This window comes from Bradyrhizobium prioriisuperbiae, assembly GCF_032397745.1.
Classification (GTDB): Bacteria; Pseudomonadota; Alphaproteobacteria; order Rhizobiales; family Xanthobacteraceae; genus Bradyrhizobium_A; species Bradyrhizobium_A prioriisuperbiae.
The window spans coordinates 4,677,970-4,703,818 of sequence record NZ_CP135921.1 but is presented as its reverse complement, the minus strand read 5'-3'; the positions used below and the strand labels follow the sequence as shown (position 1 = coordinate 4,703,818).

The 25,849-nt window shown below is 64.3% G+C and carries 30 protein-coding genes; 16 read left to right on the top strand and 14 right to left on the bottom strand.

Annotation, left to right across the window (positions count from 1 at the left end; all coding sequences use genetic code 11):
- Window positions 1–37: 37 nt before the first annotated feature.
- Complete coding sequence (locus RS897_RS22140) at window positions 38–775, bottom strand: TetR/AcrR family transcriptional regulator (protein ID WP_315830860.1); 738 nt, start codon at window positions 773–775, stop codon at window positions 38–40.
- Between the two features lie 41 nt (window positions 776–816).
- Window positions 817–1,536, bottom strand: a complete 720-nt coding sequence (locus tag RS897_RS22135) for a glutamine amidotransferase (RefSeq protein WP_315830859.1) — start codon at window positions 1,534–1,536, stop codon at window positions 817–819.
- A gap of 252 nt (window positions 1,537–1,788) precedes the next feature.
- Between RS897_RS22135 and RS897_RS22130 the strand changes: the two genes are divergently transcribed.
- Window positions 1,789–2,163, top strand: a complete 375-nt coding sequence (locus RS897_RS22130; RefSeq protein ID WP_315830858.1) for a winged helix-turn-helix domain-containing protein — start codon at window positions 1,789–1,791, stop codon at window positions 2,161–2,163.
- Here RS897_RS22130 and soxR read toward each other — a convergent pair.
- Window positions 2,160–2,657 (bottom strand): redox-sensitive transcriptional activator SoxR, encoded by a 498-nt coding sequence (gene soxR, locus RS897_RS22125; protein WP_315830857.1) that lies wholly within the window; start codon window positions 2,655–2,657, stop codon window positions 2,160–2,162. The two genes, RS897_RS22130 and soxR, sit on opposite strands and share 4 nt — an antisense overlap.
- A 97-nt stretch (window positions 2,658–2,754) precedes the next feature.
- Between soxR and RS897_RS22120 the strand changes: the two genes are divergently transcribed.
- The gene (locus RS897_RS22120) at window positions 2,755–3,858 is read left to right on the top strand and encodes an efflux RND transporter periplasmic adaptor subunit (RefSeq protein WP_315830856.1); all 1,104 of its coding nucleotides are present in this window, start codon (window positions 2,755–2,757) and stop codon (window positions 3,856–3,858) included.
- 13 nt (window positions 3,859–3,871) lie between these two features.
- Window positions 3,872–6,982 (top strand): efflux RND transporter permease subunit, encoded by a 3,111-nt coding sequence (locus tag RS897_RS22115; RefSeq protein WP_315830855.1) that lies wholly within the window; start codon window positions 3,872–3,874, stop codon window positions 6,980–6,982.
- A 179-nt stretch (window positions 6,983–7,161) separates the two neighbouring features.
- Here the strand turns inward: RS897_RS22115 and RS897_RS22110 are convergent, their stop codons facing one another.
- Window positions 7,162–7,938 (bottom strand): substrate-binding domain-containing protein, encoded by a 777-nt coding sequence (locus RS897_RS22110; protein ID WP_315830854.1) that lies wholly within the window; start codon window positions 7,936–7,938, stop codon window positions 7,162–7,164.
- Window positions 7,939–8,189: 251 nt separating this feature from the next.
- A complete protein-coding gene (locus tag RS897_RS22105; RefSeq protein WP_315830853.1) occupies window positions 8,190–8,570 on the bottom strand; it encodes a hypothetical protein in 381 nt (126 codons plus the stop codon).
- 212 nt (window positions 8,571–8,782) lie between these two features.
- Between RS897_RS22105 and RS897_RS22100 the strand changes: the two genes are divergently transcribed.
- From RS897_RS22100 to RS897_RS22080, 5 genes are all read left to right on the top strand, one after another.
- Window positions 8,783–10,186: an aldehyde dehydrogenase family protein gene (locus RS897_RS22100; protein WP_315830852.1), complete on the top strand. Its 1,404-nt coding sequence runs from the start codon at window positions 8,783–8,785 to the stop codon at window positions 10,184–10,186.
- Window positions 10,187–10,322: 136 nt separating this feature from the next.
- Window positions 10,323–10,637, top strand: a complete 315-nt coding sequence (locus tag RS897_RS22095; protein WP_315838715.1) for an ArsR/SmtB family transcription factor — start codon at window positions 10,323–10,325, stop codon at window positions 10,635–10,637.
- Between the two features lie 19 nt (window positions 10,638–10,656).
- Complete coding sequence (locus RS897_RS22090; protein ID WP_315830851.1) at window positions 10,657–11,244, top strand: DUF2478 domain-containing protein; 588 nt, start codon at window positions 10,657–10,659, stop codon at window positions 11,242–11,244.
- A 303-nt stretch (window positions 11,245–11,547) separates the two neighbouring features.
- Window positions 11,548–13,068, top strand: coding sequence for an aldehyde dehydrogenase (gene adh / locus RS897_RS22085; RefSeq protein ID WP_315830850.1), 1,521 nt, complete (start codon window positions 11,548–11,550; stop codon window positions 13,066–13,068).
- A gap of 165 nt (window positions 13,069–13,233) precedes the next feature.
- Entirely contained in the window at window positions 13,234–13,614 is a 381-nt protein-coding gene (locus tag RS897_RS22080) for a DUF779 domain-containing protein (RefSeq protein ID WP_315830849.1), read from the top strand.
- Window positions 13,615–13,792: 178 nt separating this feature from the next.
- On the opposite strand, the gene RS897_RS22075 is transcribed toward RS897_RS22080, so the two are convergent.
- From RS897_RS22075 to RS897_RS22055, 5 genes are read right to left on the bottom strand one after another with little or no spacing between them, the layout of a single operon-like run.
- The gene (locus RS897_RS22075; protein WP_315830848.1) at window positions 13,793–13,954 is read right to left on the bottom strand and encodes a hypothetical protein; all 162 of its coding nucleotides are present in this window, start codon (window positions 13,952–13,954) and stop codon (window positions 13,793–13,795) included.
- Window positions 13,955–13,982: 28 nt separating this feature from the next.
- A complete protein-coding gene (locus RS897_RS22070) occupies window positions 13,983–14,534 on the bottom strand; it encodes a cupin domain-containing protein (RefSeq protein WP_315830847.1) in 552 nt (183 codons plus the stop codon).
- A gap of 41 nt (window positions 14,535–14,575) precedes the next feature.
- Window positions 14,576–15,496 (bottom strand): carbohydrate ABC transporter permease, encoded by a 921-nt coding sequence (locus tag RS897_RS22065; RefSeq protein WP_315830846.1) that lies wholly within the window; start codon window positions 15,494–15,496, stop codon window positions 14,576–14,578.
- 3 nt (window positions 15,497–15,499) lie between these two features.
- A complete protein-coding gene (locus tag RS897_RS22060) occupies window positions 15,500–16,390 on the bottom strand; it encodes a carbohydrate ABC transporter permease (protein ID WP_315830845.1) in 891 nt (296 codons plus the stop codon).
- A gap of 14 nt (window positions 16,391–16,404) precedes the next feature.
- Window positions 16,405–17,748, bottom strand: coding sequence for an ABC transporter substrate-binding protein (locus RS897_RS22055; protein ID WP_315830844.1), 1,344 nt, complete (start codon window positions 17,746–17,748; stop codon window positions 16,405–16,407).
- A gap of 188 nt (window positions 17,749–17,936) precedes the next feature.
- On the opposite strand from RS897_RS22055, the gene RS897_RS22050 reads away from it, so the two are divergent.
- A complete protein-coding gene (locus RS897_RS22050) occupies window positions 17,937–18,977 on the top strand; it encodes a LacI family DNA-binding transcriptional regulator (protein ID WP_315830843.1) in 1,041 nt (346 codons plus the stop codon).
- A 12-nt stretch (window positions 18,978–18,989) separates the two neighbouring features.
- Here RS897_RS22050 and RS897_RS22045 read toward each other — a convergent pair whose 3' ends face one another.
- From RS897_RS22045 to RS897_RS22035, 3 genes are read right to left on the bottom strand one after another with little or no spacing between them, the layout of a single operon-like run.
- A complete protein-coding gene (locus tag RS897_RS22045) occupies window positions 18,990–19,148 on the bottom strand; it encodes a hypothetical protein (protein ID WP_315830842.1) in 159 nt (52 codons plus the stop codon).
- On the bottom strand, window positions 19,148–19,429 hold the full coding sequence (locus RS897_RS22040; RefSeq protein ID WP_315830841.1) for a helix-turn-helix domain-containing protein: 282 nt from the start codon (window positions 19,427–19,429) through the stop codon (window positions 19,148–19,150). Before RS897_RS22040 ends, RS897_RS22045 begins: the two co-directional genes overlap by 1 nt.
- Window positions 19,426–19,749, bottom strand: a complete 324-nt coding sequence (locus RS897_RS22035; protein WP_315830840.1) for a type II toxin-antitoxin system RelE/ParE family toxin — start codon at window positions 19,747–19,749, stop codon at window positions 19,426–19,428. The genes RS897_RS22040 and RS897_RS22035 overlap by 4 nt, the downstream gene beginning before the upstream one ends.
- Window positions 19,750–20,004: 255 nt before the next feature.
- Here RS897_RS22035 and RS897_RS22030 point away from each other — a divergent pair, with 255 nt between their 5' ends.
- The 6 genes from RS897_RS22030 (at window position 20,005) to RS897_RS22005 (ending at window position 25,039) form a co-directional block, all read left to right on the top strand.
- On the top strand, window positions 20,005–20,166 hold the full coding sequence (locus RS897_RS22030) for a hypothetical protein (protein WP_315830839.1): 162 nt from the start codon (window positions 20,005–20,007) through the stop codon (window positions 20,164–20,166).
- A gap of 253 nt (window positions 20,167–20,419) precedes the next feature.
- Complete coding sequence (locus RS897_RS22025; RefSeq protein WP_315830838.1) at window positions 20,420–21,184, top strand: GntR family transcriptional regulator; 765 nt, start codon at window positions 20,420–20,422, stop codon at window positions 21,182–21,184.
- On the top strand, window positions 21,177–22,271 hold the full coding sequence (locus RS897_RS22020) for an ABC transporter ATP-binding protein (RefSeq protein ID WP_315830837.1): 1,095 nt from the start codon (window positions 21,177–21,179) through the stop codon (window positions 22,269–22,271). Before RS897_RS22025 ends, RS897_RS22020 begins: the two co-directional genes overlap by 8 nt.
- A gap of 33 nt (window positions 22,272–22,304) precedes the next feature.
- A complete protein-coding gene (locus tag RS897_RS22015; RefSeq protein WP_315838714.1) occupies window positions 22,305–23,351 on the top strand; it encodes an ABC transporter substrate-binding protein in 1,047 nt (348 codons plus the stop codon).
- A gap of 8 nt (window positions 23,352–23,359) precedes the next feature.
- Window positions 23,360–24,220, top strand: a complete 861-nt coding sequence (locus RS897_RS22010) for an ABC transporter permease (protein WP_315830836.1) — start codon at window positions 23,360–23,362, stop codon at window positions 24,218–24,220.
- Between the two features lie 3 nt (window positions 24,221–24,223).
- Entirely contained in the window at window positions 24,224–25,039 is an 816-nt protein-coding gene (locus tag RS897_RS22005; RefSeq protein WP_315830835.1) for an ABC transporter permease, read from the top strand.
- Window positions 25,040–25,043: 4 nt separating this feature from the next.
- On the opposite strand, the gene RS897_RS22000 is transcribed toward RS897_RS22005, so the two are convergent.
- Entirely contained in the window at window positions 25,044–25,385 is a 342-nt protein-coding gene (locus tag RS897_RS22000; RefSeq protein WP_315830834.1) for a hydroxyisourate hydrolase, read from the bottom strand.
- A gap of 89 nt (window positions 25,386–25,474) precedes the next feature.
- Here RS897_RS22000 and RS897_RS21995 point away from each other — a divergent pair, with 89 nt between their 5' ends.
- A complete protein-coding gene (locus RS897_RS21995; protein ID WP_407654277.1) occupies window positions 25,475–25,747 on the top strand; it encodes a substrate-binding domain-containing protein in 273 nt (90 codons plus the stop codon).
- Window positions 25,748–25,849 lie beyond the last annotated feature (102 nt).

Below are 25,849 nucleotides of genomic sequence, written 5' to 3'. Positions count from 1 at the left end.
AAAAACGCCGGGCTGGGTTGAAAGCGTCGAGATTGCCTCAATTGCGGCGCCCCGCGCGCAACGTCCGGCTCTTGACAGACGCAGTCGCGCCCTGCGGCAAATTGGCCGCAATGCCGTCCAGGAAATTCAGCACATGGGCTCCGATGATGCTGTTGATGTCGTCATCGAGCGGCATGTTGTAGATGAAGCGGCGGACGCCGAGATAGAAGATCTTGGCGTGCAGGCCCCAGACCATTTCGATTTCCATCGACGTCACCGGCATCTCGCGCAGCGGCGGGCGACCGAAGTCATGGCGCAGTTCGCCGATCACGCGGCCGAACAGCCGCTGCTTCAGGAAATCCAGATACCGCGCATTGAGATCGAGCTGCCGCAGGCCCGCAAACATGAAAAGACGTACCCATTCGTAGGTGAGGATCGCCGCCGCATAGGCCTGATAGAACGTGATCAGGCGCTCACGCAGCGGAAGCCGCCGGTCCACCACCAGTTGCTCCCAGCGCGGATTCCAGCGATCGATGAAGATATCGCGGCAAACGCGTTCGATCAGCGCGTCCTTGCTGGGGAAATAACGATAGAGCAGCGGCTGGGTGATGCCGAGCCGCGCCGCCAACTCGCGCGTCTGGCCCTCGAAGCCTTTCTCGGCGAACAAAGCGGCAGCGGCATCCGCAATGGTCTTGGCACGGTCGGCGGGATCAAGACGCTGGCGCTGAACGGATTTGGCCGCAGGGCTTGCACGCGACGGTTTGGCAGTCTCGCTGACCGCCGCACGCCGCGGCAAATCAGGCGGCTCGACTGCTGACCGGCGCTCGCTCCTGCGCATCACACCGGACCGATCTGCCGCAGCCAAGGGTCGAACACGCTGTCGGCCTGGGTCCGCAACCGACCCGCAAGCGCCGAGGTGGCCGTGCGCAGTTCGGGCACGGAAATGCCGGCGGCGGCAAGCTCCACCGCATGACCGACATACCATTCTTCGAGCTGGCGCGGCTCGGCCTCGAGATGGAATTGCAGCCCCAGCGCCTGGCCACCGAAGGCGAACGCCTGATTGTCGTAATGCGCGTTGGAGGCAAGCCGCACCGCCCCCTCCGGCAGGTCGAAACTGTCGCCATGCCAATGCAGCACCCGCGCGTCGTCACAGGCCAACCCGCCGAGGCAGGAGGCCGCGCCCGCCTCGGTGAGCTCGACCTTGCCCCAGCCGATCTCCTTGACGGCACCGGCATAGACGCGACTGCCGAGCGCCTTCGCCATCAGCTGGCTGCCGAGACAGATACCCAGCGTCGGCCGTTTCTTGCGCAGCCGGCGTTCGAGCAACGCAATTTCCCGCGACAGGAACGGATATTTGTCGATCTCGTAGGCACCAATCGGGCCGCCCAGCACGATCAGGAGGTCCGCATTGACGATCGAAGCGTGCGACAGGTCCTCGACCGCGGCCTCGCAGAATGACACCGTCCAGCCGGCGCGATCGAGCACCGGTGCGAGCAGCCCCAGATCTTCGAACGCCACATGGCGGAGCGCGACGGCAGTGCGTTGCAGACGACGCATGTCAGATTGTTCCCGTGATTTATTTTTTGAGCCCGGACGACGCACCGTTATATACATATGAATATATCGATCAACACCCGCACGACAGACGCCGGGATACCCGGCAATGCGGCCCGGTTGGCCGCGCTCCCGTGGATTTTATTGCGCGACGAGACTTTGCCGTCTTACGCCCCACCGCACTTCCGGGCTATGATGGCGCAGCAAGCCAGCGCCCCGTGCGACGACCAAGCCAGCCGACCAGCGAGACCCGCAATGCCGAAATCCGCCCTTCCCTCCCTCAGCGTGCGGATCGACCTCGATTCCGAGGGGCGGATCGGCCCCGGCAAGATCGAACTGCTGGAGCAGATCAAGGCCTGCGGCTCGATCTCGGCGGCGGGCCGCGCCATGGACATGTCCTACAAGCGCGCCTGGGACCTGGTCGACGAGATCAACCGGATCTGCGGCAATCCGGTGGTGGAACGGCAGACCGGCGGCAAGCACGGCGGCGGGGCGACGCTCACCCCGTTCGGGCTGACGCTGATCGAGCGCTACCGGCGGATCGAACGCGCCGCCACCAGCGCCGCGCACAAGGACCTGGTGGAGCTGCGTTCCGACATCGGCGGCCGCCGCAAGGTTTCGCGCGGCTAGCGGATTCGGGACAAGGATGCGCCCGGTCGCCGCGCCTTGCTGGCCTTCCCGACAGCCTTGATGAGAATGCGCGGTCCGGCGCCTTCCGCGGCAAGCCGGTCGTCCGCATTGCGCAGCGGACAATCCCTGAGCGACAGGCAGCCGCAGCCGATGCAGCCATAGAGCTTGTCGCGCAGGGCGGTGAGATCCTCGATCCGGGCCTGCAATGTCGCGGTCCAGGTCTTCATGGCGCGGGCCCAGTCCCGCGCATTGGGGGTCTGGTCCGGCGGAATGGCAACAAAGGCCTTCCTGATTTCGGCCAGCGGAATTCCGGCCCGCTGGGCAATCTTGATGATGGCAATTCGTCGCAGGATGCCGCGGGGATAACGGCGCTGGTTGCCGCTGGTGCGCCGGCTCGCGATCAGCCCCTTGGTTTCGTAAAAATGCAGGGTGGAGATGGCGACGCCGCTGCGTTCCGCCACCTCGCCGACCGACAGATCCCGCGAGATCTCCATCCCTCTTGACCTCAACTATGCTTGAGGTTGTATATCGTGTGTCGGCTTGCTGGTGCAAGCTTTCCGCGTCCGCGCGGAGCCTTGTTCCGGAGCCGATATGCCCACCGCCATTCCCCTGCATCACCGCCCCTCCGTTCGCCGTCTTGGGCCGATGGCGATTGCCGTCGTCGCGCTGCTGTGCCTGTTCGCCGCCGTCTATGCCTGGCGTGCGGCGCGACAGGCGGCGGCCAACGTCGCCTATCCCCATCCGCCGACGCCGGTGTCGGCCATGATGGCGCGGCCGGAAACCCTGCCGCAGTCGATAGAGGCGATCGGCTCGCTGCAGGCGGTGCGCCAGGTGACGCTGTCGCCGGAAGTGGCCGGCCGCGTCGTCGCGATCAATCTCGAAGCCGGCATGAACGTGGCCGAGGGCGCGCCGCTGGTGCAGCTTTACGACGCGCCACAGCGCGCGGAGCGTGACGCACTGCTGTCGCGCGGCCGTTTCGCACAACTGCAGAGCAAGCGCTCGCAGGGTCTCGCCCCCTCCGGCTTTGTCAGCCAGGAGGTGATCCAGCAGCGCGAGGAAGAGCTGATCCAGGCCAAGGCCGCGATCGACCAGCTGGACGCCCAGATCACGCAGCGCGCCATCCGCGCGCCGTTCGCCGGCCAGATCGGCATCCGCCGCGTCAACCTCGGGCAATATGTCAACGCCGGCGATACACTGGCCACACTGACCGCGCTCGACCGGCTCTATGTCAACTTCACGGTGCCACAGCAGCAATTGTTCAGGCTGCATGTCGGCGGCACGGTGACGCTCCGAACCGACGCCTTTCCCGACCGCACGTTCCAGGCCAGGATCAACGCCATCGAGCCGATCGTCGCGCAGGACACCCGCAACGTCACGGTCCAGGCCGAATTCAGCAATCCGGATCTGCTGCTGCGGCCGGGACTTTATGTGACGGCCAATATCGAGCTGCCGCCGCGGCCGGATGCCATCGTCATCCCCACCACCGCAATCCAGACCACGGCCTCCGGCGACAGCGTGATGCTGGTGCGCGACGGCAAGGCTCTCGCCGTGCCGGTGGTGACCGGACAGCGCATCGGCGACCGTGTCGTGGTGGAGCGCGGCGTCGCAGCCGGCGACCAGATCATCACGGTCGGACAGTTGCGCGTCCAGCCGGGATCGCCGGTCGCTGTCGCCAGTTCATCAGCGTCCCAGTAACGGCGGCCGTCCCATGCATTTTACCGATCGCTTCATCCGCCGCCCCGTCCTTGCGACGGTCGTCAGCCTGCTGATCCTGCTGGTCGGCGCCAGCGCATTGGTGTCGCTGCCGGTGCGGCAATATCCGAACCTGGAAAGCGCGACCATCACGGTGGACACCAGTTTTCCCGGCGCCACCCAGGATGTGATGCAGGGCTTCGTCACCACGCCGATTGCGCAGTCGATCGCCACTGCCAACGGAATCGAATACCTGACCTCCACCTCGACCATGGGCAAGAGCCAGATCAAGGCCAAGCTCGTGCTCAACGCCAATGCCGACCGCGCCATGACCGAAATCCTGGCGAAAGTGCAGCAGGTCAAATACCGCCTGCCGCCCGGCGCTTTCGATCCGGTGATCAGCAAGATCACCGACGGCGCCTCCGCAGTGCAGTACATCGCCTTCACCAGCGATACCCTCGGTATTCCGCAAATCACCGACTTCGCCACCCGTGTGGCGCAGCCATTGCTGACCTCGATCCCGGGCGTCGCCTCCGCCGACCTCTACGGCGCGCAGCAGCTCGCGATGCGGGTCTGGATCGACCCGGTCAAGCTCGCCGCCCGCGGCCTGACCGCCGCCGACATCGCAGCAGCCCTGCGCAGCAACAACGTTCAGGCCGCACCCGGCCAGCTGAAGGGCGATTCCACGGTGATCAACATCACCGCGGCCACCGACCTCAACGATATCGAGGGTTTCCGGCGGATGGTGATCAAGACCGGCAACGAAGGCCTGGTGCGCCTGGCCGATGTCGCCACGGTTGAGCTTGGCGGCCAGAACTACGATTCCGGCGCCCGCGACAACGGCCGACCCACGCTGTTCATCGGCCTGCAGCCGACCCCCGATGGCAACCCCATCGAGATCGTCAAGGCCTCGACCGAGATGATCAAGCAGTTGAACAAGCAGGCCCCTCCCGGGCTGGAGGTGCGATCCGGCTTCGACGTTGTGAAGTTCGTCAATGCCTCGATTTCCGAAGTGCAGCACACCCTGATCGAGGCGATCGTGATCGTGGTGATCGTGATCCTGCTGTTCCTGGGCTCGTTCCGCGCCGTGCTGATCCCCGTGGTGACAATCCCGCTGTCGATGATCGGCACCGCCGCACTGATGCTGGCGTTCGGGTTCTCCATCAATCTCTTGACCCTGCTCGCCATGGTGCTGGCGATCGGCCTCGTGGTCGACGATGCCATCGTGGTGGTGGAAAACATCCATCGCCATATCGAAGAGGGCCTCAGCCCGACGGATGCAGCGATTGCCGGTGCCCGCGAAATCGTCGGGCCCGTCATCGCCATGACCATCACGCTCGCCGCCGTCTATGCTCCCATCGGCTTGATGGGCGGCCTGACCGGCAGCCTGTTTCGCGAGTTTGCCTTCACCCTCGCCGGCTCCGTGATCGTCTCCGGCGTCATCGCCCTGACCCTGTCACCGATGATGAGCGCACAGTTGCTTCCCGCAGGCGCCAAGCAGGGACGGCTCGAACGCATGGTCGAGCATACGCTCGGGAAGCTTGCGGACAACTACGGCCGCCTGCTGGCACGCACCCTTCACATGCGTCCGGCGGTGCTCACCGTCGCCATCTTCGTGCTGATCGCAATCCCGGTGCTGTTCCTGGGCAGCCAGAAGGAGCTCGCGCCGCCGGAAGACCAAGGCTATGTGTTCACCGCCTCGCGCGCGCCGCAATACGCCAATGTCAATTATACGGCGCGATACACCGATGCCGTCGAGCAGATCTACCGCGCGATGCCCGAATACGAGGGCAGTTTCGTGATCAACGGATCCGACGGGCAGAACAACGCCTTCGGCGGCATCATGATGACCGACTGGTCGCAGCGCAAGCGCTCGTCCACCGATGTCCTCAAGCAGCTCTATGGCGCGGGCGCCGGCGTGCTCGGCGTGACGGTATCACCGTTCGAACCGGCGCCGCTGCCGGCCGCGACCGGTGGCCTGCCGTTCCAGATGGTGCTGCGCTCGGCCGCCGATTTCCACACCATCTACCAGGACCTCGACAAACTGAAATGGGCGGCCTGGAAAAGCGGGTTGTTCGTCTTCGTCGACAACGATCTGGCATTCGACAGCCCCTCGGCGCGGATCAGCATCGACCAGGCCAAGGCCGGCGAAGTCGGCCTGACCATGCAGACCATCGCCGATACGCTGGCGGTGCTGGTCGGCGAGAACTACGTCAATCGCTTCAATTTCTTCGAGCGCTCCTACGACGTGATCCCGCAGGTCCGGCAGAAGGATCGCCTGACCCCGGACAGCCTCGGCCGTTTCGAAGTTCGCTCCCGCTCCGGCCAGATGATCCCGCTCTCCACTGTGATCAAGGTCGACGTCGCGCCGCAACCCAACCGCCTGCCGCAGTTCAACCAGATGAATTCGGCGACGCTCTCCGCCGTGCTGAAGCCCGGCGTGACCATGGGACAGGCCGTCGCCTTCATGCAGGCGCAGCCGCTGTCGCCCGGGATCACCGTCGACTGGCTTTCGGACAGCCGCCAGTTCGTCAAGGAAGGCAACCGCCTCACGGTGTCCTTCGGCATGGCGCTGATTGTGATCTTCCTGGTGCTGTCAGCGCAATATGAGAGCTTCCGCGATCCGCTGGTGATCATGGTGACGGTGCCGCTCGCGGTCTGCGGCGCGCTGCTGCCGCTGTATCTCGGCTTCACGACACTCAACATCTACACCCAGATCGGCCTCGTCACCCTGATCGGCCTGATCTCCAAGCACGGCATCCTGATGGTGTCGTTCGCCAACGAGATCCAGCACCAGGAGGGCCTCGACCGTGCCGCCGCCATCCGCAAGGCGGCGATGGTGCGGATGCGACCGGTGCTGATGACCACCGCCGCCATGGTCGCCGGCATCGTGCCGCTGCTGTTCGCCGACGGCGCCGGCGCCGCCAGCCGCTTCGCCATCGGCATCGTGGTGGTGATGGGCATGCTGATCGGCACCCTGTTCACGCTGTTCGTGCTGCCGACATTCTATGTGCTGCTCGCCCGCGATCACCGCGTGTTGGAAGCCAGCGATCCGGATACGTCGGGGCGAATCGTGCGTTTGCCGCAGCCTGCGCACGGCCCGCTGCAGGACGAACGGATCGCGTAACTGCAATACACGACTTCGGATCGCTTGCTCCGATCCGGATCGCCGGACTGAGCCGGACCCCATCCGGCCTGCCCGGCGGCTCTCCGCCTCGTGGAGAGACCCCGGTGACCACCGCTCCGCCCCTCGGGCGGTGGTCCCGGGCTTTTTTCAACCACGAAGTCTGCCGCAGCGGGCAGATATCAATCGGTCGGCAGCGCCACGGGAATGAAGCCATAAGCTTTCAGGGTGCGTTGTCCCTGCGGCGACAGCACGTACATGGCGAAATCCACAGCTCCCGCGGTGGCCGCTTTCGACACCGTCAGTCCGTATTCGGGACCGACCGACAACTCCGGCGGCAAGGTGATCATCTTGTATTTGGCCGGCGCAGCGGCGACCATGAATTGCGCGCTGGAGCAGTAATACACGAACAGGTCGATCTCGCGGTCATCCAGCGCAGCCAGCAACCGATGACGTCCGTCGACCGGCGCGGTGGTGGTGGCGCCGCCGAACAACTGCATCGCCTTGGTCGACAGCGTCGCAAAGGCTCCGGCCTTGCGAGCATCGATGCGGCGAAACAGCTCCCAGGTGTAGTCGCCGCCCGGATCGGCTCCCGGCGTCGAGGTGCCGATGCGGATCTCTGGCCGCAGCAGGGTCTCCACAAGATTGCCCGCGTCGAGCGGAGCGTCTGTCGACGTGACGATGCACAGGGCGTTGCGCGCAAACAGAACGCTCGGGCCGGAGATTCCAGCGTCCGTCAAAGCCTGCGCGTGTGGCAGCGCGGCCGAAGCGAACACGTCGAACGCCTCGCCCTTCTGCAATCGTTCACGCAGCACGCCGGACGGTCCCCACACCGGGACGAAGGTCGCGCCGTGCTGCTTGCCGTAATCGGCGAACGCAGCAGTCAAAGCATCCTTCAGGCTGCCCGCAGCCATCACGCGGATATCGGATGCGGACACGGATGAGACAGCGAGCGTCATGAGGAGGGCCACCAGTGCGAGACGGGATAAGTTGCGCATCCGGCACTTTCGGAAAGATAGGAGAGAGGGTCAAGGTGTGCGACACCACCTCTCCCTTGTCGTTGCCGGGCTTGTCCCGGCAACCTCGCTTAGGGACGCACTGCACTCCTAAGCGGGATCACCGGGACAAGCCCGGTGATGACACTGAATATGGTGAGCCGTTTTCCCACCGCCACCGAAGCCGCTCGCGGCTACTTTGTCCGGAACACGTCCTAATTCGCCACCAGTTCCGTCTCGATCACCGGCTCCGCCACCAGCGCCTCGCCAAGTTCGCTCTGCTGTTCGCGCGGCATCGAGAAACAGACGCTGAAGCCGTCGACCGTGCGCAGGGTCACGATGGAAGTGGCGGGGTCGGATGAGCGCTCGAAGGCCCACGAGCCTAGCGGATAAGTGTAGCGCAGGCTGTCGTCGCGAAACCGCGCCCGCAGCGCCTTCTCGATCAGGGCCGGCAATGTCATCGCCAGCGCGCCGACCTGCTCGACCGGAAAATTGATCGCGGCAGCCCTGCCTGCGGCATCGACGAACCCCAGCGAGATCGCCGATCCGTCGGCGGTCACCTCGCATGTGGTCAGGGACTGGCTTTCGATTTCCATCTATCAAACTCCGCCGCGGTCATACTTTCGTTACGTGACTCTCACGTTATATTCCATAGAATATATCGGATACGACCACCCCGTCCAGCCGGTTCCCCGACCGGCAGCCATGACGACCCCGGCACTCCCTATGATCGCTCCATTATTCGTGATATTTACACAGATATAACGAGACCAGTCCAAAGGTCCGCAACCCAGGGAAAGACGATCCAATGAGCGAATACAGGCTTTTGATCGACGGCAAGATGGTCGATGGCGACCAGACCATGGCCGTGCTCAATCCGGCGACCGAAGAGGTGCTGGCGCAGTGCCCGCGCGCCTCCAAGGCGCAGCTCGACCAGGCCGTCGCCGCGGCGAAGGCGGCCTTTCCGGCCTGGGCGGCCACGCCGATCGAGGCGAGGCGCAAGCTGGTGCTGAAAATGGCCGACGTGATCGAGGCCAATTCCGGCGACCTCGCCCGCCTGCTCACCTCCGAACAGGGCAAGCCGCTGGCCGACGCCACCTTCGAAGTCATGGGCATGGCCGGCTTCTTCCGCTACCTCGCCTCGCTCGACCTGCCGATGAAGGTGATCGAGGACAGCAACGACCGCCGCGTCGAGGCGCACCGCCGTCCGCTCGGCGTGGTCGGCGCCATCATCCCCTGGAATTATCCGCTGCTGATCCTCAGCTTCAAATTGCCGCTGGCGCTGCTCGCCGGCAACACCCTGATCGTCAAGCCGGCGCCGACCACCCCGCTGTCGACCTTGAAATTCGCCGAACTGATCGTCGACATCCTGCCCAAGGGCGTGCTCAACATCATCACCGACGCCAACGATCTCGGCGACGCCATGACCAGGCATCCCGACATCCGCAAGATCTCGTTCACCGGCTCGACAGCGACCGGCCAGAAGGTGATGGCGAGCGCCGCAGCAACCCTGAAGCGCATCACCCTCGAACTCGGAGGCAACGACGCCAGCATCGTGCTCGACGATGCCGATCCGAAGAAGGTGGCGCCCGGCATCTTCGAGGGTGCGTTCCAGAACTCCGGCCAGGTCTGCCTCGCCATCAAGCGGCTCTATGTGCATGAATCGATCTATGACGAATTGTGCGCGGAGCTTGCGACACTCGCCAACAATGCGGTGGTCGACGACGGCCTCAAGCAGGGCACCAAGCTCGGCCCGCTGCAGAACAAGATGCAGTATGAAAAGGTGAAGGGCTTCCTCGACGCCGCCCGCAAGGACGGCAATATCATCGCCGGTGGTGCGGCGATGGACCGGCCCGGCTATTTCATCCAGCCGACCATCGTGCGCGACATCAAGGAAGGCTCCAAGCTGGTCGACGAGGAGCAGTTCGGGCCGGTGCTGCCGGTGATCAAGTATTCGGACTCCGAGGACGTGATCCGCCGCGCCAACGCCACCAATTACGGCCTCGGCGGTTCGGTCTGGTCGTCGGACACCGAGCGTGCGCACAAGGTGGCGAGCCGGATGGAAGCCGGCACCGTGTGGATCAACAAGCATCTCGACATGGCGCCGCACATTCCGTTCGGTGGCGCCAAGCAGTCCGGCATCGGCACCGAATTCGCCGAAGAAGGCCTCGCCGAGTTCACCCAGCTCCAGATCATCAATGCCGCTCGCTAAACCTCAACCGCTCTACAAGGAGGACCGTGCGCTTGCACGGTCCTCACCACGTCTGCTGCGGCCGGCCCCAGAGCCGGCCCTGCGCGATCCCCTCGCCCCGCAACCGGTGCGACGGACGGGGCGACGCGGCCAGCCATTGCGCCCAACCGCCGGCACATCACCGGCCTCGGTGGCGCAGGCCGCTGAGACCGCGCGGCTGCTGACCCTGATGGCCAATGGCAACCGGCTGCTGATCCTCGCCCACCTGACGCGGCGGCGGGAGATGAAGGCCGGCGACCTGGTGCACGCTGTGGGCTTGAGCCAGTCGGCGCTGTCGCAACACCTGACCAAGCTGCGCAACGGCGGTCTCGTGAGTTTTCGCCGGGAGGCGCAGACGCTGTACTATCGGATCAAAGACCCACAAGTCGCGAGACTGATCCGCTCGCTGCAAGGCCTGATTCCGAAAGTCTGATTCCGAGAGCTTCGCGCCCATGACCTTCAACGCCATGACATTCGACGCCCAGTGCGACCTCGCCGCCATCGTTTATGAGCGCCACGAAGATCCGGACGCACTGCTGAGCGCCTTCAGCGCGGAACTGATCGACAGCGGCAACCGCGTCGCCGGCCTGGTGCAGCTTGGACAGCATTGCAGCGACCGACCACAACTCTCGGCGCGGCTGATTCATACCGGGGAAGAACTGGGATTATTTCAGGACTTCGGCGCCTGTTCGCAGGGCTGCCGGCTCGACATCGGCCGGCTGCTGGAAGCCGGCCACAAGATCGCCGGCGCGATCGACCATGGCGCCGATCTCGTCATCGTCAACCGGTTCGGCCGGCAGGAAAGCGAAGGCAAGGGCCTGGTCGATGTGATCGAGCGTGCGCTGAGTGCCGACATCCCGGTGGTGGTCGCGGTGCCGGCCAAACGCTTTGCCGACTGGATCAAATTCTCCGATGGCATGAGCGTCAAGCTGCATTGCGACCGTCCCTCGCTCGAGGCCTGGTGGCACGTGGTATCGCGACGCACCACATCGCCGCATGGGCTGCAGGATCACATCAGCGTGTGCGAAGCGCTCAAATAGCTCTGCGATCCGGTTCCAGCGACGATCGCGCTCCCGCGTCGCTTCGACACGGAACTGTCGTGATATTCTAATGAATATAACGTTGACGGAACCGGTGCCGGGGAGCACATTTCCACACCCCGGGGTTGCCGTCGCGCCTGAGAACAACGGCCGTGAGATCGACGGATTTTGCGCTGTCGACATGTTCATTCGACATCGAGAACCGCGGTGAGCGAGAGAAAGGCACAGCCTTCGGCAACACTCATTCCCCGGTTGCAATCAAGATGACGACGCCGAACGGCGCAACACACCAAGGAGAACGCCATGTATCAAGAGGCCATCGATAAGGTTTCCAAGCAGCTTCTCATCCGCGAGCGCTACGACAATTTCATCGGCGGCAAATGGGTCGCGCCGGTCGAGGGACGCACCTTCGACAATCCCAGCCCGATCACGGGCAAGCGGCTGTGCCAGGTGCCGCGCTCGTCCGCCGCCGACATCGAGCTTGCACTCGACGCCGCCCACAAGGCGAAGGACGCCTGGGGCAAAACCTCTGTGCAGGAGCGCTCGCGCCTGCTCAACAAGGTCGCCGACAAGCTGGAAGCCAATCTCGACCTGCTGGCGCTGGTGGAGACGCTGGACAACGGCAAGCCGATCCGCGAGACGACGCACGCCGACATGCCGCTGGTGGTCGACCACTGGCGTTATTTCGCAAGCGTGGTGCGGGCGCAGGAAGGCGGCATCTCGGAGATCGACCACGACACCGTAGCCTATCATTACCACGAACCGCTCGGCGTGGTCGGCCAGATCATTCCCTGGAATTTCCCGATCCTGATGGCGACCTGGAAGCTCGCGCCCGCGCTTGCCGCCGGCAACTGCGTGGTGCTGAAGCCCGCGGAGCAGACCCCGCTCGGCATCCTTACGGTGATGGAATTGATCGCCGACATCCTGCCGCCCGGCGTGGTCAACGTGGTCAACGGCTTCGGCGTCGAGGCCGGCAAGCCGCTGGCGCAGAACAAGCGCATCGCCAAGATCGCCTTCACAGGCGAAACCACCACGGGGCGGCTGATCATGCAGTACGCCTCCGACAACATCATCCCGGTGACGCTCGAACTCGGCGGCAAGTCACCCAACATCTTCTTTGCCGACGTGGCCGACGCTGACGACGAGTTCTTCGACAAGGCGCTGGAAGGCTTCGCCATGTTTGCGCTCAATCAAGGCGAGGTCTGCACCTGCCCGAGCCGCGCACTGGTGCAGGAATCGGTCTATGACCGCTTCATGGAACGCGCGGTGGCGCGCACCAAGAAGATCAAGCAGGGCCATCCGCTCGACGCCTCCACCATGATTGGCGCCCAGGCCTCCAACGATCAGCTGGAGAAGATCCTGTCCTATTTCGACATCGGCAAGCAGGAAGGCGCCAAGGTGCTGACCGGCGGCCAACGCGCACAGCTCGGCGGCGAGATCGCCGATGGCTATTATGTCGAGCCGACCATCTTCGAGGGACACAACAAGATGCGGGTGTTCCAGGAAGAGATCTTCGGGCCGGTGGTGTCGGTGACCAAGTTCAAGGATGAAGCCGACGCCCTCGCCATCGCCAACGACACACTCTATGGGCTGGGCGCCGGCGTATGGACCCGCAACGGCAACCGCGCCTACCGCTTCGGCCGCGCCATCCAGGCCGGCCGTGTCTGGACCAACTGCTACCACGCCTATCCCGCGCACGCGGCGTTCGGCGGTTACAAGCAGTCGGGCATCGGCCGTGAAACCCACAAGATGATGCTCGACCATTACCAGCAGACCAAGAACGTGCTGGTCAGCTACGGCACCAAGGCGCTCGGCTTCTTCTGAGCCTGGGTTACTCCGAAGGCGCCTCACCCAACATCGTCATCACCGGGCTTGTTTTCCCGGTGATCCCGCTTAGAGGCGCACTGCGTCCGCAAGCGAGGTTGCCGGGACAAGCCCGGCAACGACAAAGGAGGGGTATCGTGTTGCAATAAACGGAGGGACACCCACGTGGTCCATCGTGTCGAAATCACCGCCGCCGCCGCGGAGATCGTTGAGCGGCTGAAGGCGCAGCATGGGGCGCTGATGTTCCACCAGTCCGGCGGCTGCTGCGACGGCTCGGCGCCGATGTGTTATCCGCAGGGCGATTTCAGGGTCGGCCCGCAGGATGTGCTACTCGGCGAGATCGCCGGCTGCAAATTCTATATCGGCGCGGCGCAGTTCGAATACTGGCAGCACACCCAGCTGATCATCGACGCGGTGCCCGGCCGCGGCTCGGGGTTTTCGCTGGAGGCGCCGGAAGGCGTGCGTTTCCTGACCCGCAGCCGTGTCTTCACCGACGCCGAAGCCGCCGAACTGGACGCGGCTCCGCCGCCGGTGCGCGCGGCCTGACGTCCGGCAGGGAGCGGCCCCAACGCTGGAGGTTTAATCCGGGGGCGTCGTTGAGGCCGCCCGAAGGCCGCCGCGGGATGAACGTCAGCGGCCTCCGCTCCAGATACGGCCGAAACGGAAAAGCGTTTCAGTCTCCGCGAGAGCGAAGGATGCCGGGAACTCGGCGCAATCGGGCGCCTTATTGCCGACGCCCCTCGCTGGCGGCGGCAAGAGCTTCGGCGAGAGTGAGCAGCGCTTCACGGACCGGCTGGCTGTCCAGCGCCGTAAACGCCTTGACCAGACGCAGCGCCTGCGCGGTTTTCACCGCGTCGTCATCCCTGCTCTTTCGGCTCTGCGCCACAGCGCACGTCCTTCATCGAAGCGAGGTCCTAGCGCTGGCCCGAAGCGATGCGTTGCTGGATCGACTGCGACCACACCACATTGCCGGGTTCGCGGCCGCCGATGATGGCCATCAGGAGTGCCGGCTGGTCGCTGAGATTCTCGAACGAACGCATCACGCCGGGCGGGCAGCAGATGCCGTCGAGATAGTTCAGCTCGACGCTCTCCTCGCCGTCGGTGCCCCAGGTGACGCGCCACTTGCCGGTAATGCAGATGAAGGTCTCTTCGGTGTCGTGCGAGTGCAGCGCCGCGCCGTTGCCGGGATCGGCGCGGATGTAATCGATGTGATAATTCTCCGCCTTCTCGACCTGATGCTTGAGGTCCTCCTCCGCGGTGCCGCGGCCGAGCGCGCCCAGCAATGTTCTGTTATGGCCGGGGATCGCCGCGTCGATGAAAGCGGTGTCGCTGGACGGCAGTTCGCCGAAACGGAACACCCGGCTCTGCATCTCCTCATGCGAGATCGGCAGCGAGCGGCCGAACCAGGCGCCGATGCTGGTGTCGTAATTCACCGCGATTTCCTGGCGGGTCCCCTTGATGTCCATGGCTGTGTTCCTTGTGGTTGGAGGACGGAATTTCGAATTGATCACCCCTTCACCGCACCGGCGGTCAGGCCGGTGATGATCTGGCGCGCGGCGATGAAGGTGAAAATCAGCGGCGGCAGCGCCACCAGCATGCCGGCGGCCATCAGCTGTCCCCAGTCGATGCCGACATCGGTGATGAAGAGATAAACGCCGTAGGGCAGCGTGCGGCTGGTGCGGTTGGTCAGGATCGAGGCCAGCACCAGTTCGTTCCAGCCGATCCGGAAGGTGAAGATCGCGGCCGCCGCAAGCCCCGGCTTGAGCAGCGGCAGGATCAACGTGAAGAACAGCCGGTACGGCCCGCAGCCGTCGACGGTCGCCGCCTCTTCCAGCTCCGTCGGCACCTGCTCGATGAAGCCGTAGAGCAGCCAGATCGTGAATGGCAGGTTCAGCGCGACATAGGAGATCACGAGGCCGGTCAGGCCGTCGAGATGCAGCGGCGTCAGGATGAAATAGGCCGGGATCGCCAGCACCGCCGGCGGCACCGTGCGCAACAAGAGCGTGCCAATCGCGATCGGCGAGCGGCCGGCAAAGCGAAACCGCGAGATGGCGTAGGCGCACATGGTGCCGAAGATCAGCGTCAGCAGCGTGGCTGAGATGCTGACAATCACGCTGTTGCCGAGATAACCGAGGAAGCGCCCCTCCAGCACGCCGCGGTAATTGTCGAAGGTCGGCATCACGAAAAACGAGAAGTCTCCGCCCAAGATCTGGCGCTGGGTCTTCAGCGAGGTCGACAGCATCACCAGGATCGGCAGCACCGAGAGCGCCGCGAGCAATACCAGGACACCGAAGCGCAGGCCTTGGCCGCCGCGGTCTGCACCAGACTCGGCCGCAGCGGGCGCGGCGGCGGCGAGCACGTGACTCACGCGAGACTGGGTGACAAGCGGCTGGCTGGCGCGAGGCTGACTGAAAAGAGGCTGATGCATGCCTCAGCCTCCCTTCCGGCGCATGGGATTGCTCCACATCAGCAGCGCCGCGCTGAGCGCCGTGGTCACCACCAGCAGGCAGACTGACAGCGCCGCGGAATGGCCCATGCGCTGGGTGACGAAGGCGGATTTGTAGATGTGCAGCGAAAACAATTCGGTCGAAAGCCCCGGGCCGCCATTGGTCATGGCGTAGACCACCTCCAGCCCGCGCAGCGCATCGATCAGCCGCATCAAAATCGTGATCATCAGGATCGGCGCCAGCAGCGGGATCTTGATGTAGCGGATGGTTTGCAGCACCGAGGCGCCATCGATCTTGGCGGCCTCGACCGCCGACTGGTCGATGCCTTGCAGCCCCGCCAAGGCGAGAATGAACACGAACGGGGTGAACTGCCAGATGTCGGTGACGCACAGCGTGAAAAACGCCAGGCTGGGGTCCGCGAGCCAGGCCGGTTTCACATGAAACATCGCCAGCCAGCTATTGATCGGCCCGACATTGACATCGAACATATAACGCCAGATCAGGCCGACACAAATCGGCGCGATCATCATCGGCAGCACGAACAGAGTGCGGAAGGCGCGCATGCCCCGCAGCGGCTTTTCCAAAGCAAGCGCCAGCGCCACGCCCAGCACCATCTCCACCGCCACCACCAGCACGGAGAACTGCAGCGTCACCGCCATGGAGGTGCGGACGGAAGAATCCGCCAGTGCTTCCGCCAGGATCGACAGCCCGCGAAACGCCTGCGGCGTCGGCGGCTCGCCGAGACGCACCTCGTAGAGCGACAGCCGCACCGCCTCGACCACCGGATAGAACAGCCCGACCGCCATGATCAGCACCGCTGGCGCCGCAAATACATACGGCGCCAGCCTGCGATCGAATCCCCAGCGACCCAACATGCCGCGTCCCTGGTTCAGGTCTTGTAATAGCCGGCGCGGGTCAGCACGGTTTTGATCTCCGTCGCCGCGGTTTCCATGGTCGGCTTGATCGGAGCCTTGCCGGTGATGATCTCGGACAGCCGCAGCCCCAGCACCTTCTCGGAAATCTCGGTCCACTCGTTGATGATCGGGCGCCAGTCCGGATTGGCGATCTCCAGGCATTCGCGATAGACGTCGACCGGATAGATCTTCTTGACGTCGGGATGCTCCAGCGTGGCCAGGCGGGTCGGCTGGCCGCCCTGCGCGGTCACCCGGATATCCTGCTGCGCCGCTGTCATCCACTGCATAAAGGCAAACGCCGCCTCTCGCCGCGCCGAGTTTTTCGGGATCGCAAGACCAAAGCCGCCGAGCTCGCCGGAATACCGCGTGGCCTTCGGATGCACCAGGTAACCGACGCTGTCGACCACCTTGGATTTCGCGGGATTGCGCGCCGGGCCGAACACCGAGATGGAATCGCAATACATCGCCGCCTGCCCCTGCAGGAACGCGTTCATGCTCTGGCCGAAATCGAACGAGGCGGCGCCCGCGGGGCCGGTGTCGATGAACTCCTTGTAGACTTCGGTGGCCTTGATCGCCTCGGGCGCCGCGACCTGCGGCACGAACTTGTCGTCGATCACCTGGCCGTTGAACGGCGTCAGATGGATCAGCCAGCCGGCCGTGACCTGGTGGCCGGTCTGCGCCCGTTGCGCGAGGCCGCCCATGCCCGGCTCCTTCTCCTTGATGACGCGCGCGGCGGTCAGCATCTCGTCATAGGTGCGCGGCGGCGTCAGATTGTGCTTGGCGAAGATATCCTTGCGATAAGCCAGCACGCTGCATTCGGCGCCATAGGGAATGCCGTAGAGTTTCGCGCCCGGCCCCGGCAGATAACCGCGCGGGCCGCCGACCAGGCCAAGGCCTTCGTAATACGCCTTGATGATGCCGTCCTTGTTGTAGTCCTTCATCGCCAGCCGTTCGTCGGCGAACAGCGGCGTCAGCTCGTTAAGGAAATTGCGCTGGACGTATTCGGTTTTCCACATGATGACATAGACAATGACGTCGTAGTCGCCTTGTGGTTTGGACATCTGCAGCACCTGGGCGTCCTTCATCCGCAGGTATTGCATCTCGTCGAGTTCGACCTTGATGCCGGTCGCCGCGGTGAATTCCGGGATCAGCGTCTTGGCGACGTCGTAATGCGGATGTGACGGCCAGTTGATGACGATGGACTGGCCCTTGAGGCCGGCCCAGCCGGTTTCGGCGCCCCGCGCCACATAGGGCGATGCGAAGGCGGCGACCGCCGATCCGAGTGACGCCTGAAGAGCCGCGCGACGCGAAATTCTCATGCCATCCTCCCCTTGTCCCGGCCGTAACAGCCGGCCAGCGTTGTCCAGCCATACGGGACGATCCAAAAGTCGCCCCTGCTTTTTGGTTTATGTTATCGATAACATCGATGACGGCTCCCCGCAAGTAATGCCACGTTGGGAGCGAGGGAGTCGGGACTTGCGCACAACAACCACAGACCGGAGCGATGATGCGCCGCATTAAAATGGCCGATGTCGCTCGATTGGCTGGCGTTTCCGCCATGACGGTGTCGCGCGCGCTGAAACGCGACAGCTCGGTATCACCCGCCACGCGCCGCCGCATCCTGGGCATCATCAAGGAGACCGGCTATGTGCCGGACCAGATCGCGGGCAGCCTGTCGTCCAAACGCTCCGGCTTCATCGCGCTGTTGGTGCCGTCGCTGAACAACCCGCATTTCGCCGAGACGACGCACGCGCTGGCGGATACGCTGCAGGCCGCCGGGCTGCAAACCCTGATCGGCTACACCAATTACGAAACCAGACGCGAGGAGCCGCTGCTCGCCGCGCTGCTGCAGCGCCGCCCGGAGGCCGTGGTGCTGGTGTCCGACGGCCATTCGGCCAAGTCGCGCGAACTGCTGCTCAAGGCGGGCATCCCCGTGGTGCAGATCTGGGACTGGCCGAGCCGCCCAATCGGCCATGTGGTCGGCTTCTCCAATGAGGACGTCGCCGTCAACATGGTGCGTTACCTCGCCGAGCGCGGCTATCGCCGCCTCGCCTATCTCGGCGAGATCAACGACCAGGGCACCCGCGGCGCCCGCCGCCGGCAGGGTTTCGTGCGCGCCGTCAAGGAGCTCAAGCTCGGCCCGGTGCGCCTGCACGATCAGTGCCCCCCACCGATCAGCATGCTGCAGGGCCGCGCCGCACTGCCGCAGATGCTGAAGCGCTGGCCCGACATCGACGCCATCATGTGTGTATCCGACCCCGGCGCATTCGGCGTGCTCACCGAAGCCCAGGCCATGGGCATCGATGTGCCATCGCAGCTCGCCGTCATCGGCTTCGGCGATTTCGAGGTGTCGCGCTGCTGCCTGCCGGCACTCACCACGACCGCCGTCGACGGCGGGCGCATCGGCCGCGAAACCGGAATGCTGCTGCTGAATCTGCTGGGGTATGCGGAGCAGGATGAGAGCAGTGATATCAGTGATGGCAAGACCAGCCAGCGCATCAAGATTGAGGTGCATTTGACGCCGCGCGGGACGACGCGGGGGGATTAGGGCATGAACCCATCAGAGGCGTGGGAGCCCGTCCGCTTTGGTGCGCATCCCGGCCTCAAGTCGGACATCGGGCAAGGCCAGATCAGAAAAGGTCACAAGTTCGAATCTCTTCGGGCACGCCAGTTCGCGATTTTGTTCGATGCCGTTGCCGATCGCGCGCAAGCGCCGCATCAGGCCGCCGAGAGCCGCACATGGAACTTGCTGCCGGTCGCTTCGGCATAACGCAGTAGCGTCTTCGTGCTCGGCAGGGTTTGTCCGCTTTCAAGTCGAGCGATCGTAGACTGGCTGGTGCCCATTCGGGCAGCCAATTCGGACTGCGAGAGGCCAGCCCGCAAGCGAGCCCTGAGCAATTCAGCGGCGATCTCGAATTCTGGAGCTAGCGCGTCATACTCGGCCTTGACTTTGGGGTTGGCCATGAGACGAGCCTTGAGCTTCTCGAATGGGATTGTCATGTAATCTCCTTCGCTCGCCGTAACGCAAGTTCGATCTCGACACGCGGCGTCTTCTGAGTTTTCTTAACGAATGCTCGGACCACGACGACCCTCCGGCCGATCGCCGTGATGTAAAGGGCGCGAGCAATTCCGTCGCGGCCCGTCAGCCGCAACTCCCAGAGCTTCCCCTCAAGGTGCTTGACGTGAGGTTCGCTCAGGCTTTCCAGCCCGGCCGAGGCAATACGCTCCGCAAGCCGCAGAAAGCGCGCCTGCATATCGGGCGGAAGGGCGGCGATCTCCGCGACAACGGTTTCGTTGAGGATTTCGACACGCCAAGGCACAATCCAATATATCTCAATTTTGAGATACTCACAAGGGAAAAGCACGAGCCTGGCGTAGCGACTCCGGCACCTTGCGTCGCATTCCCGATTGCCTCGGCGTGCGCTATCGCAACTCGTTACGGCGCCGCGGCGAAGCTATGGTGCCCATCTTCATCGACCGTGCTGCGCCAACTCCGCCAAATCCACGATTCCCTGCGATCCGATGCGCCGGGGCCAACAGGAGCAAAATCGTTGTCGTGGGAGAGGTGATATTCGGTGGCGCTCGGCCGCATCGGCCGCGAGACCCGAACGCTGCTGCTGAATGTGCTGGGACATGCCGAGCAGGATGAGAGCGGTGATATCAGTGACGGCAAGACCAGCCAGCGCATCAAGATCGACGTGCACTTGACGCCGCGCGGCACCACGCGCGCGGATTAGGCGCGAGAGATCCATCACCTTTGGCAGGCGTTACGGCGTGGCGGCCGCGCCCTCGCCAGCAGTTCGGCAGCCCCCGATCGCAACAGCATCGGCTCGTTTCAACCACCCGTCCCTGACGCCTTCGCCGCACCGAATTCCTGCACACTGCATGCACTTTGTTCAAAATGCTTTTGTTTTCATCCGGATACGGAATAAATTTGGGCAACGCCTGACATCCATCCCGGCTAGCATGGACCTCCAGCGAGGCGGATGCGTGCAGAAACCGACGGACGAAGGTGCGGGGCGCAAGACACTCCAGCTCAAGCGAGCGGGCCTGCATGAGCGCGCCGCGGCGCGGATGCGCGCCATGATCATTCACGGCGAACTGGCGCCGGGTGCGTCGATGCAGGAAACCAGGCTCTCCAGCGCGCTCGGCGTGTCCCGCACGCCGTTGCGCGAAGCCATGAAGCTGCTGGCCGCCGAGGGACTCGTGGAGCTGAGACCCAACCGCAGCCCGCGGATCGCGGATATCGAACCGGATCGCATCATCGAGTTGTTCGAAGCGCTGGCGGGGATCGAGCGGCTCGCGGCCGAACTCGCGGCCAGGCGCGCCACCGCGCGCGACCTGCAGCGCCTGCGCCTGCTGCAGACGCGCATGGAGAAGCATCACCGGGACGGCAAGCTGAACGACTATTTCGCCATCAATGGCGAGATCCACGGCCTGATCGTCCGCGCAGCGCGCAATGCGCCGCTGCGCGAGGCGCACGAAACGCTGCTGTCGCGGGCGGAGCGCGCCCGCTATCTGGCGCTCGGTGCGGACCGGCGCTGGAGCAATTCCGTCGACGAGCACTCGGGCATTCTTGCCGCGCTCGAGGCCCGCGACGGCGCAGCGGCCGGGCGCCTGCTCTCGGCGCACGTGCAGCGCACCGGCACGGCGCTGCTGGAGGTGCTGGCCAAAACCACGCTCAAGAAGCCGGGGGCCCGCCGCGACCATCGCAACGCTTTCCCAACGATCCGGGAGGGAGCTCTCCATGAGTGACGCAAAGGGCGGTCGTTCGCTGGTCGTTGACGGGATCACGCACCGCTATCCCGGCGGTGCGATCGCGGTGGAGAACATCAATCTCGACATCAAGGGCGGCGAGATCATCGCATTGCTCGGGCCATCGGGCTGCGGCAAGACCACGCTGCTGCGCATCGTTGCGGGATTTATCGCCCAGACCGAGGGGCGGATCATCATCGGCGACGACATCGTCGACCGGTTGCCGCCGAACCGGCGCGCGGTCGGCATCGTGTTCCAGAACTACGCCCTGTTTCCGCACCTGACCATCACCGAGAATGTCGCCTATGGCCTCGCCGCACGCGGCGTCGACACGGCGACACGGCGGCGCGAGGCGCAGCGCCTGCTCGAACTCGTCCAGCTTCCCGCGATGGGCGAGCGGTTGCCACGCCAGCTCTCCGGCGGCCAGCAGCAACGCGTGGCGCTGGCGCGCGCACTGGCGATCAAGCCATCGATCCTGCTGCTCGACGAGCCCTTCGCGGCGCTGGACAAGAACCTGCGGCTGGACATGCAGATCGAAATCAAGCGGCTGCAACGTGTGTCCGGAATCACGACGCTGATCGTGACGCATGACCAGGAAGAAGCGCTGTCGATGGCCGACCGTGTCGCCGTTCTCAGCCAGGGCCGGCTGGAACAGTTCGGCTCTCCCTCCGACGTCTACGATCGTCCGCAGACATTGTTCGTCAACACATTCGTCGGGTCGACCAACCGCATGCCGGGCACGCTGGTATCGAGCGATCCGACCGGTGCGAAAGTCCGCCTCGACGCCGGCGCCGAGATCATCGCCCGGCCGGCGTCGAAATCGATGGCGGACGGCGGACGCGTCACCGTGTGTATTCGGCCGGAACACCTGCAGTTCGTCAGCGACGAGTCCGGCTTTGCCGGCGTGGTCGGAATGGCGCTGCCCCTCGGCGCAACCGTCGTGCATGAAGTCACGACCGCCGACGGCTCCGGCGTGAAAATATCCCAGGCGCGCTTCGGCGAGACGCGCCTGCTGGAGAGTGGTCTTGCGGTGCGCGTTGCACCGCTTGCGCCGGCCCTCGCCACCGTTTTTCCAGCATCACTTTGAGCACAGCGTCAATATTACCAGCGGGAGACAAACCTGATGATCCATCGCAGAACACTTCTAACGACCGCATTGACACTTGGGGCCATGAGAGCGTTCCCCGGCCTGAGCTATGCCCAGGCCCGCCCGCTGGTGTTCGCCACCTTCACCGGAAGCTGGGAAGAGGCCCACAAGGCGGTGCTGGTCCCGGCCTTCCGCAAGGCCAACGCCGACGCGTCGATCGTGCTCGACCCGATGCTGTCCGTCGACCAGATCGCAAAGGTCAACGCGGCCCGCGCCAATCCGCCGATCGACGTGATGCTGCACGATCCGGGCCCGGCGCTGGTGGCCATCGGTCAGGACATCGTCGAGCCCTTCCCGGTCGAGAAGAGCACTTATTACAAGGACCTCATCACCGAAGCGCAGGAGCCGATGGGACCGGCGCCGTTCTTCCAGGTCGTTGGCCTCACCTACAATCCCGAGACCATCAAGACGCCGCCGACCTCCTGGGCCGACCTCTGGAAGCCGGAATTCAAGGGGCGTGTCGGCATCACCAATCTCAATTCGACCCTGGGCACCGGATGGCTTGTGGAGGTTGCCCGGATGCATGGCGGCTCGGAGGCCAATGTCGATCCCGGCTTCAAGGCGCTGGAGGCGCTGAAACCCAATCTGGCGGCGGTCGCGGCCAATCCGGGTGCGCTGGCAACGCTGTTCCAGCAGGGCCAGATCGACATCTCGCCCGGCAATTTCAATGCCATCCAGATTCTCAAGGCGCGCGGCGTTCCCGTTGAATTCGTGGCGCCAAAAGAAGGCGCGATCGCCTTCAAGACCACGATCCATGTCGTCAAGAACTCGCCGAACAAGGACCTCGCCTTCAAGCTGATCGAAGCGGCCCTCTCACCGCAGGTGCAGACCACCTTGATGAATTCGCCCTATCTGATCGTCCCGACCAACTCCAAGGTCGCCATGGGCGGCGAGATCGCGAGCGTGCTGGCGAAAGACACCGCGGAGTTGAAAAAGAAGTTCGTGTTCCAGGACTGGAAAAAAATCAACGAGCAGCGGTCCGCCTGGATCGAACGGTTCAACCGCGAAATCAAGCTCTGAGAATCGCGATGGCTGCATCGGTGCCGCGCGACGTGACATCCTACAGCCTGGGGCTGGCCGCGCCGCTGGCCCTGTTCTTCCTGGTGTTCTTCGTCGCGCCACTGGTCCAGCTCCTGGTGCTGTCACTGCACAACGATACGGCCGGTGCCGCCTGGGGTTTCGGCCAATACGTCCATTTCCTGACCGACCCGTTCAGCCTGAGCGTGCTCGGCTCGACGCTGCTGCTGGGCGCTGAAGTCACCGCCTTGTGCCTGGTGCTGGGCTTTCCGATCGCCTGGCTCTACCACCGGGTCGGATCGCGGGCCCAGACACTGATCATCCTGATCGTGCTGTTGCCGCTGCTGACAAGTGTGGTCGTCCGCACCTTTGCCTGGATCGTCATCCTGGGGCGCCAGGGCATCATCAACGCGACACTGCAATCCATCGGCGTGATCGACACCCCGATTCGGCTGCTCTACACCCAGCTCGGGGTGGTGCTCGCTCTCGCCCAGGTGCAGATGCCGCTGATGACATTGCCGCTGATCACGGCGCTCGGACGCATCGACAGCAACCTCGAGGATGCCTCCTGTTCGCTGGGCGCCGGAAGCTGGCGCACCTTCTGGAAAGTCATACTGCCGCTGTCGCTGCCGGGCGTGATCGCCGGTTGCACGCTCACCTATGCGGCCGCCATCACGGCCTTCATCACCCAGTCGCTGGTCGGCGGCGGGCAAATGCTGTTCATGCCGATGTATCTCTACCAGCAGGCTTCGACCCTGCAGAACTGGCCGTTCGCCTCCGCGATCTCGATCATCTTCCTGCTGGCGGTTCTCGCCGTGGTGAGCGTGTTCGGTTTGCTGGGCCGGCTGTCCCGCGGCTACGGCGGAGCCTGAGCGATGGGCGGCCGCAAACGCACCTGGGAGGCCATCAGCTTCGAGGTCGTTTTGACAGCGATCGCGCTGATCGCACTGGTCGTCATCATCGCGCCGTCGCTGGTCGTCCTGATCGTCTCCTTCACCAACGGGTTCTCGCTCAAGTTCCCGCCGCCGGGTTATTCAGCGCGCTGGTATGCCGAGCTATGGAATGCGTGGCAATTGCATTTTGCCGCGCGCAACAGTTTTGTCGTGGCGATGTGGTCGACTGGCCTGTCGATCGTTCTCGGTGTTGCCGCGGCCTTGGCCATTGCGCGGTCACCGAAACTGTCGGCGCGCATCCTGGACTCGCTGTTCATGTCGCCGCTGGTGCTTCCCGCCCTCGCCTTCGGGCTGTCCGCCTTGATGCTGTTCTCGCTGATCGGTTTGCCGGTGTCCGCACTCACTCTGGTGATCGGCCACACCGTGGTCTGCGTTCCCTATGTGGTGCGCAACACGGTGGCGTCGCTCGCCCAGCTCGAGCCGACCCTGCTGGAAAGCTCGAGCATTCTCGGCGCCAGCCGCACCTACACATTCAGGCGGATCGTGTTGCCGCTGATCCGTCCGGGCGTGATCGCGGGCGCCTTCATTGCGTTCATGTCGTCGTTCGACAATGTGCCGGTGTCGCTGTTCCTGCGCGATGCGGCCACCGACATGCTGCCGATCCGGATGTGGCAGGACCTCGAGGGCAAGCTCGACGTGACCATCGCCGCATTGTCGGGGGTCCTGATCATCGCCACGGTGGCGCTGATGGCGATCATGGAGCGGGCCACCGGGCTGTCGAAACGATTGACGAGCTAACGCCTCACGCGCCCCGAAACAGGGAGTACCCCCAGCGGGTGAACTTCAGCGGCAGATGAAAATGCTCGTCCACCTGCTCGATCCTGAATCGAAATGGCGCGACAGTGAGGAAGCTCGCACCGTCGCCTCCCGCGAAGAATTCTCGAAGATAAAAGCGAACTTCATACTCGCCGGCTTCGATGCCCGATCCGCCGACGATGGGATGGTCGAGCTGGCCATTGGCGCCAAGACGGCCTTCGGCGATCTGCGTCGGCGCGCCTTCGGTTCGCCAGATCTCAACACGCAAGCCCTGGGCCGGACGCCCGCTCGCGACATCGACCGCATGAATGGATATTCCGCCGGCCATGTGTTCTCCTGCCTACCGGGTCTGGCTGCATGATACACGCATCGGCGGCAGCTCGGCCAGCAGTCCAGCCAGCACGCGCCGGCTTGCACGTGGCGCTGCCGCAGATGCCGAAGCGCGGGCCCGACATCGATGCCATCATGTGCGTGTCCGACCCCTGCGCATTCGGCGCGCTCACCGAAGCCCAGGCCATAGGCCTCAGCGTGACCGGACAACCCGCCGTCATCGGCTTCGGCGGTTTCGAGATCTCGCGCTACTGCCTGCCGGCGCTCACCACCGCCGTCGACGGCGGGCGCATCGGCCGCGAAACGGGAACGCTGCTGCTGAACCTGCTGGGGTATGCCGAGCAGGATAAGGGCAGCTGATTTCAAACGCAGTCGCCCGCTTTTGTGCCGTTCCGGGCCCCCCGGCAACGGTGCGCAGAAACGTCACTCCCCATTGCTTTCCGCGACAAAACAGCCGTTGCC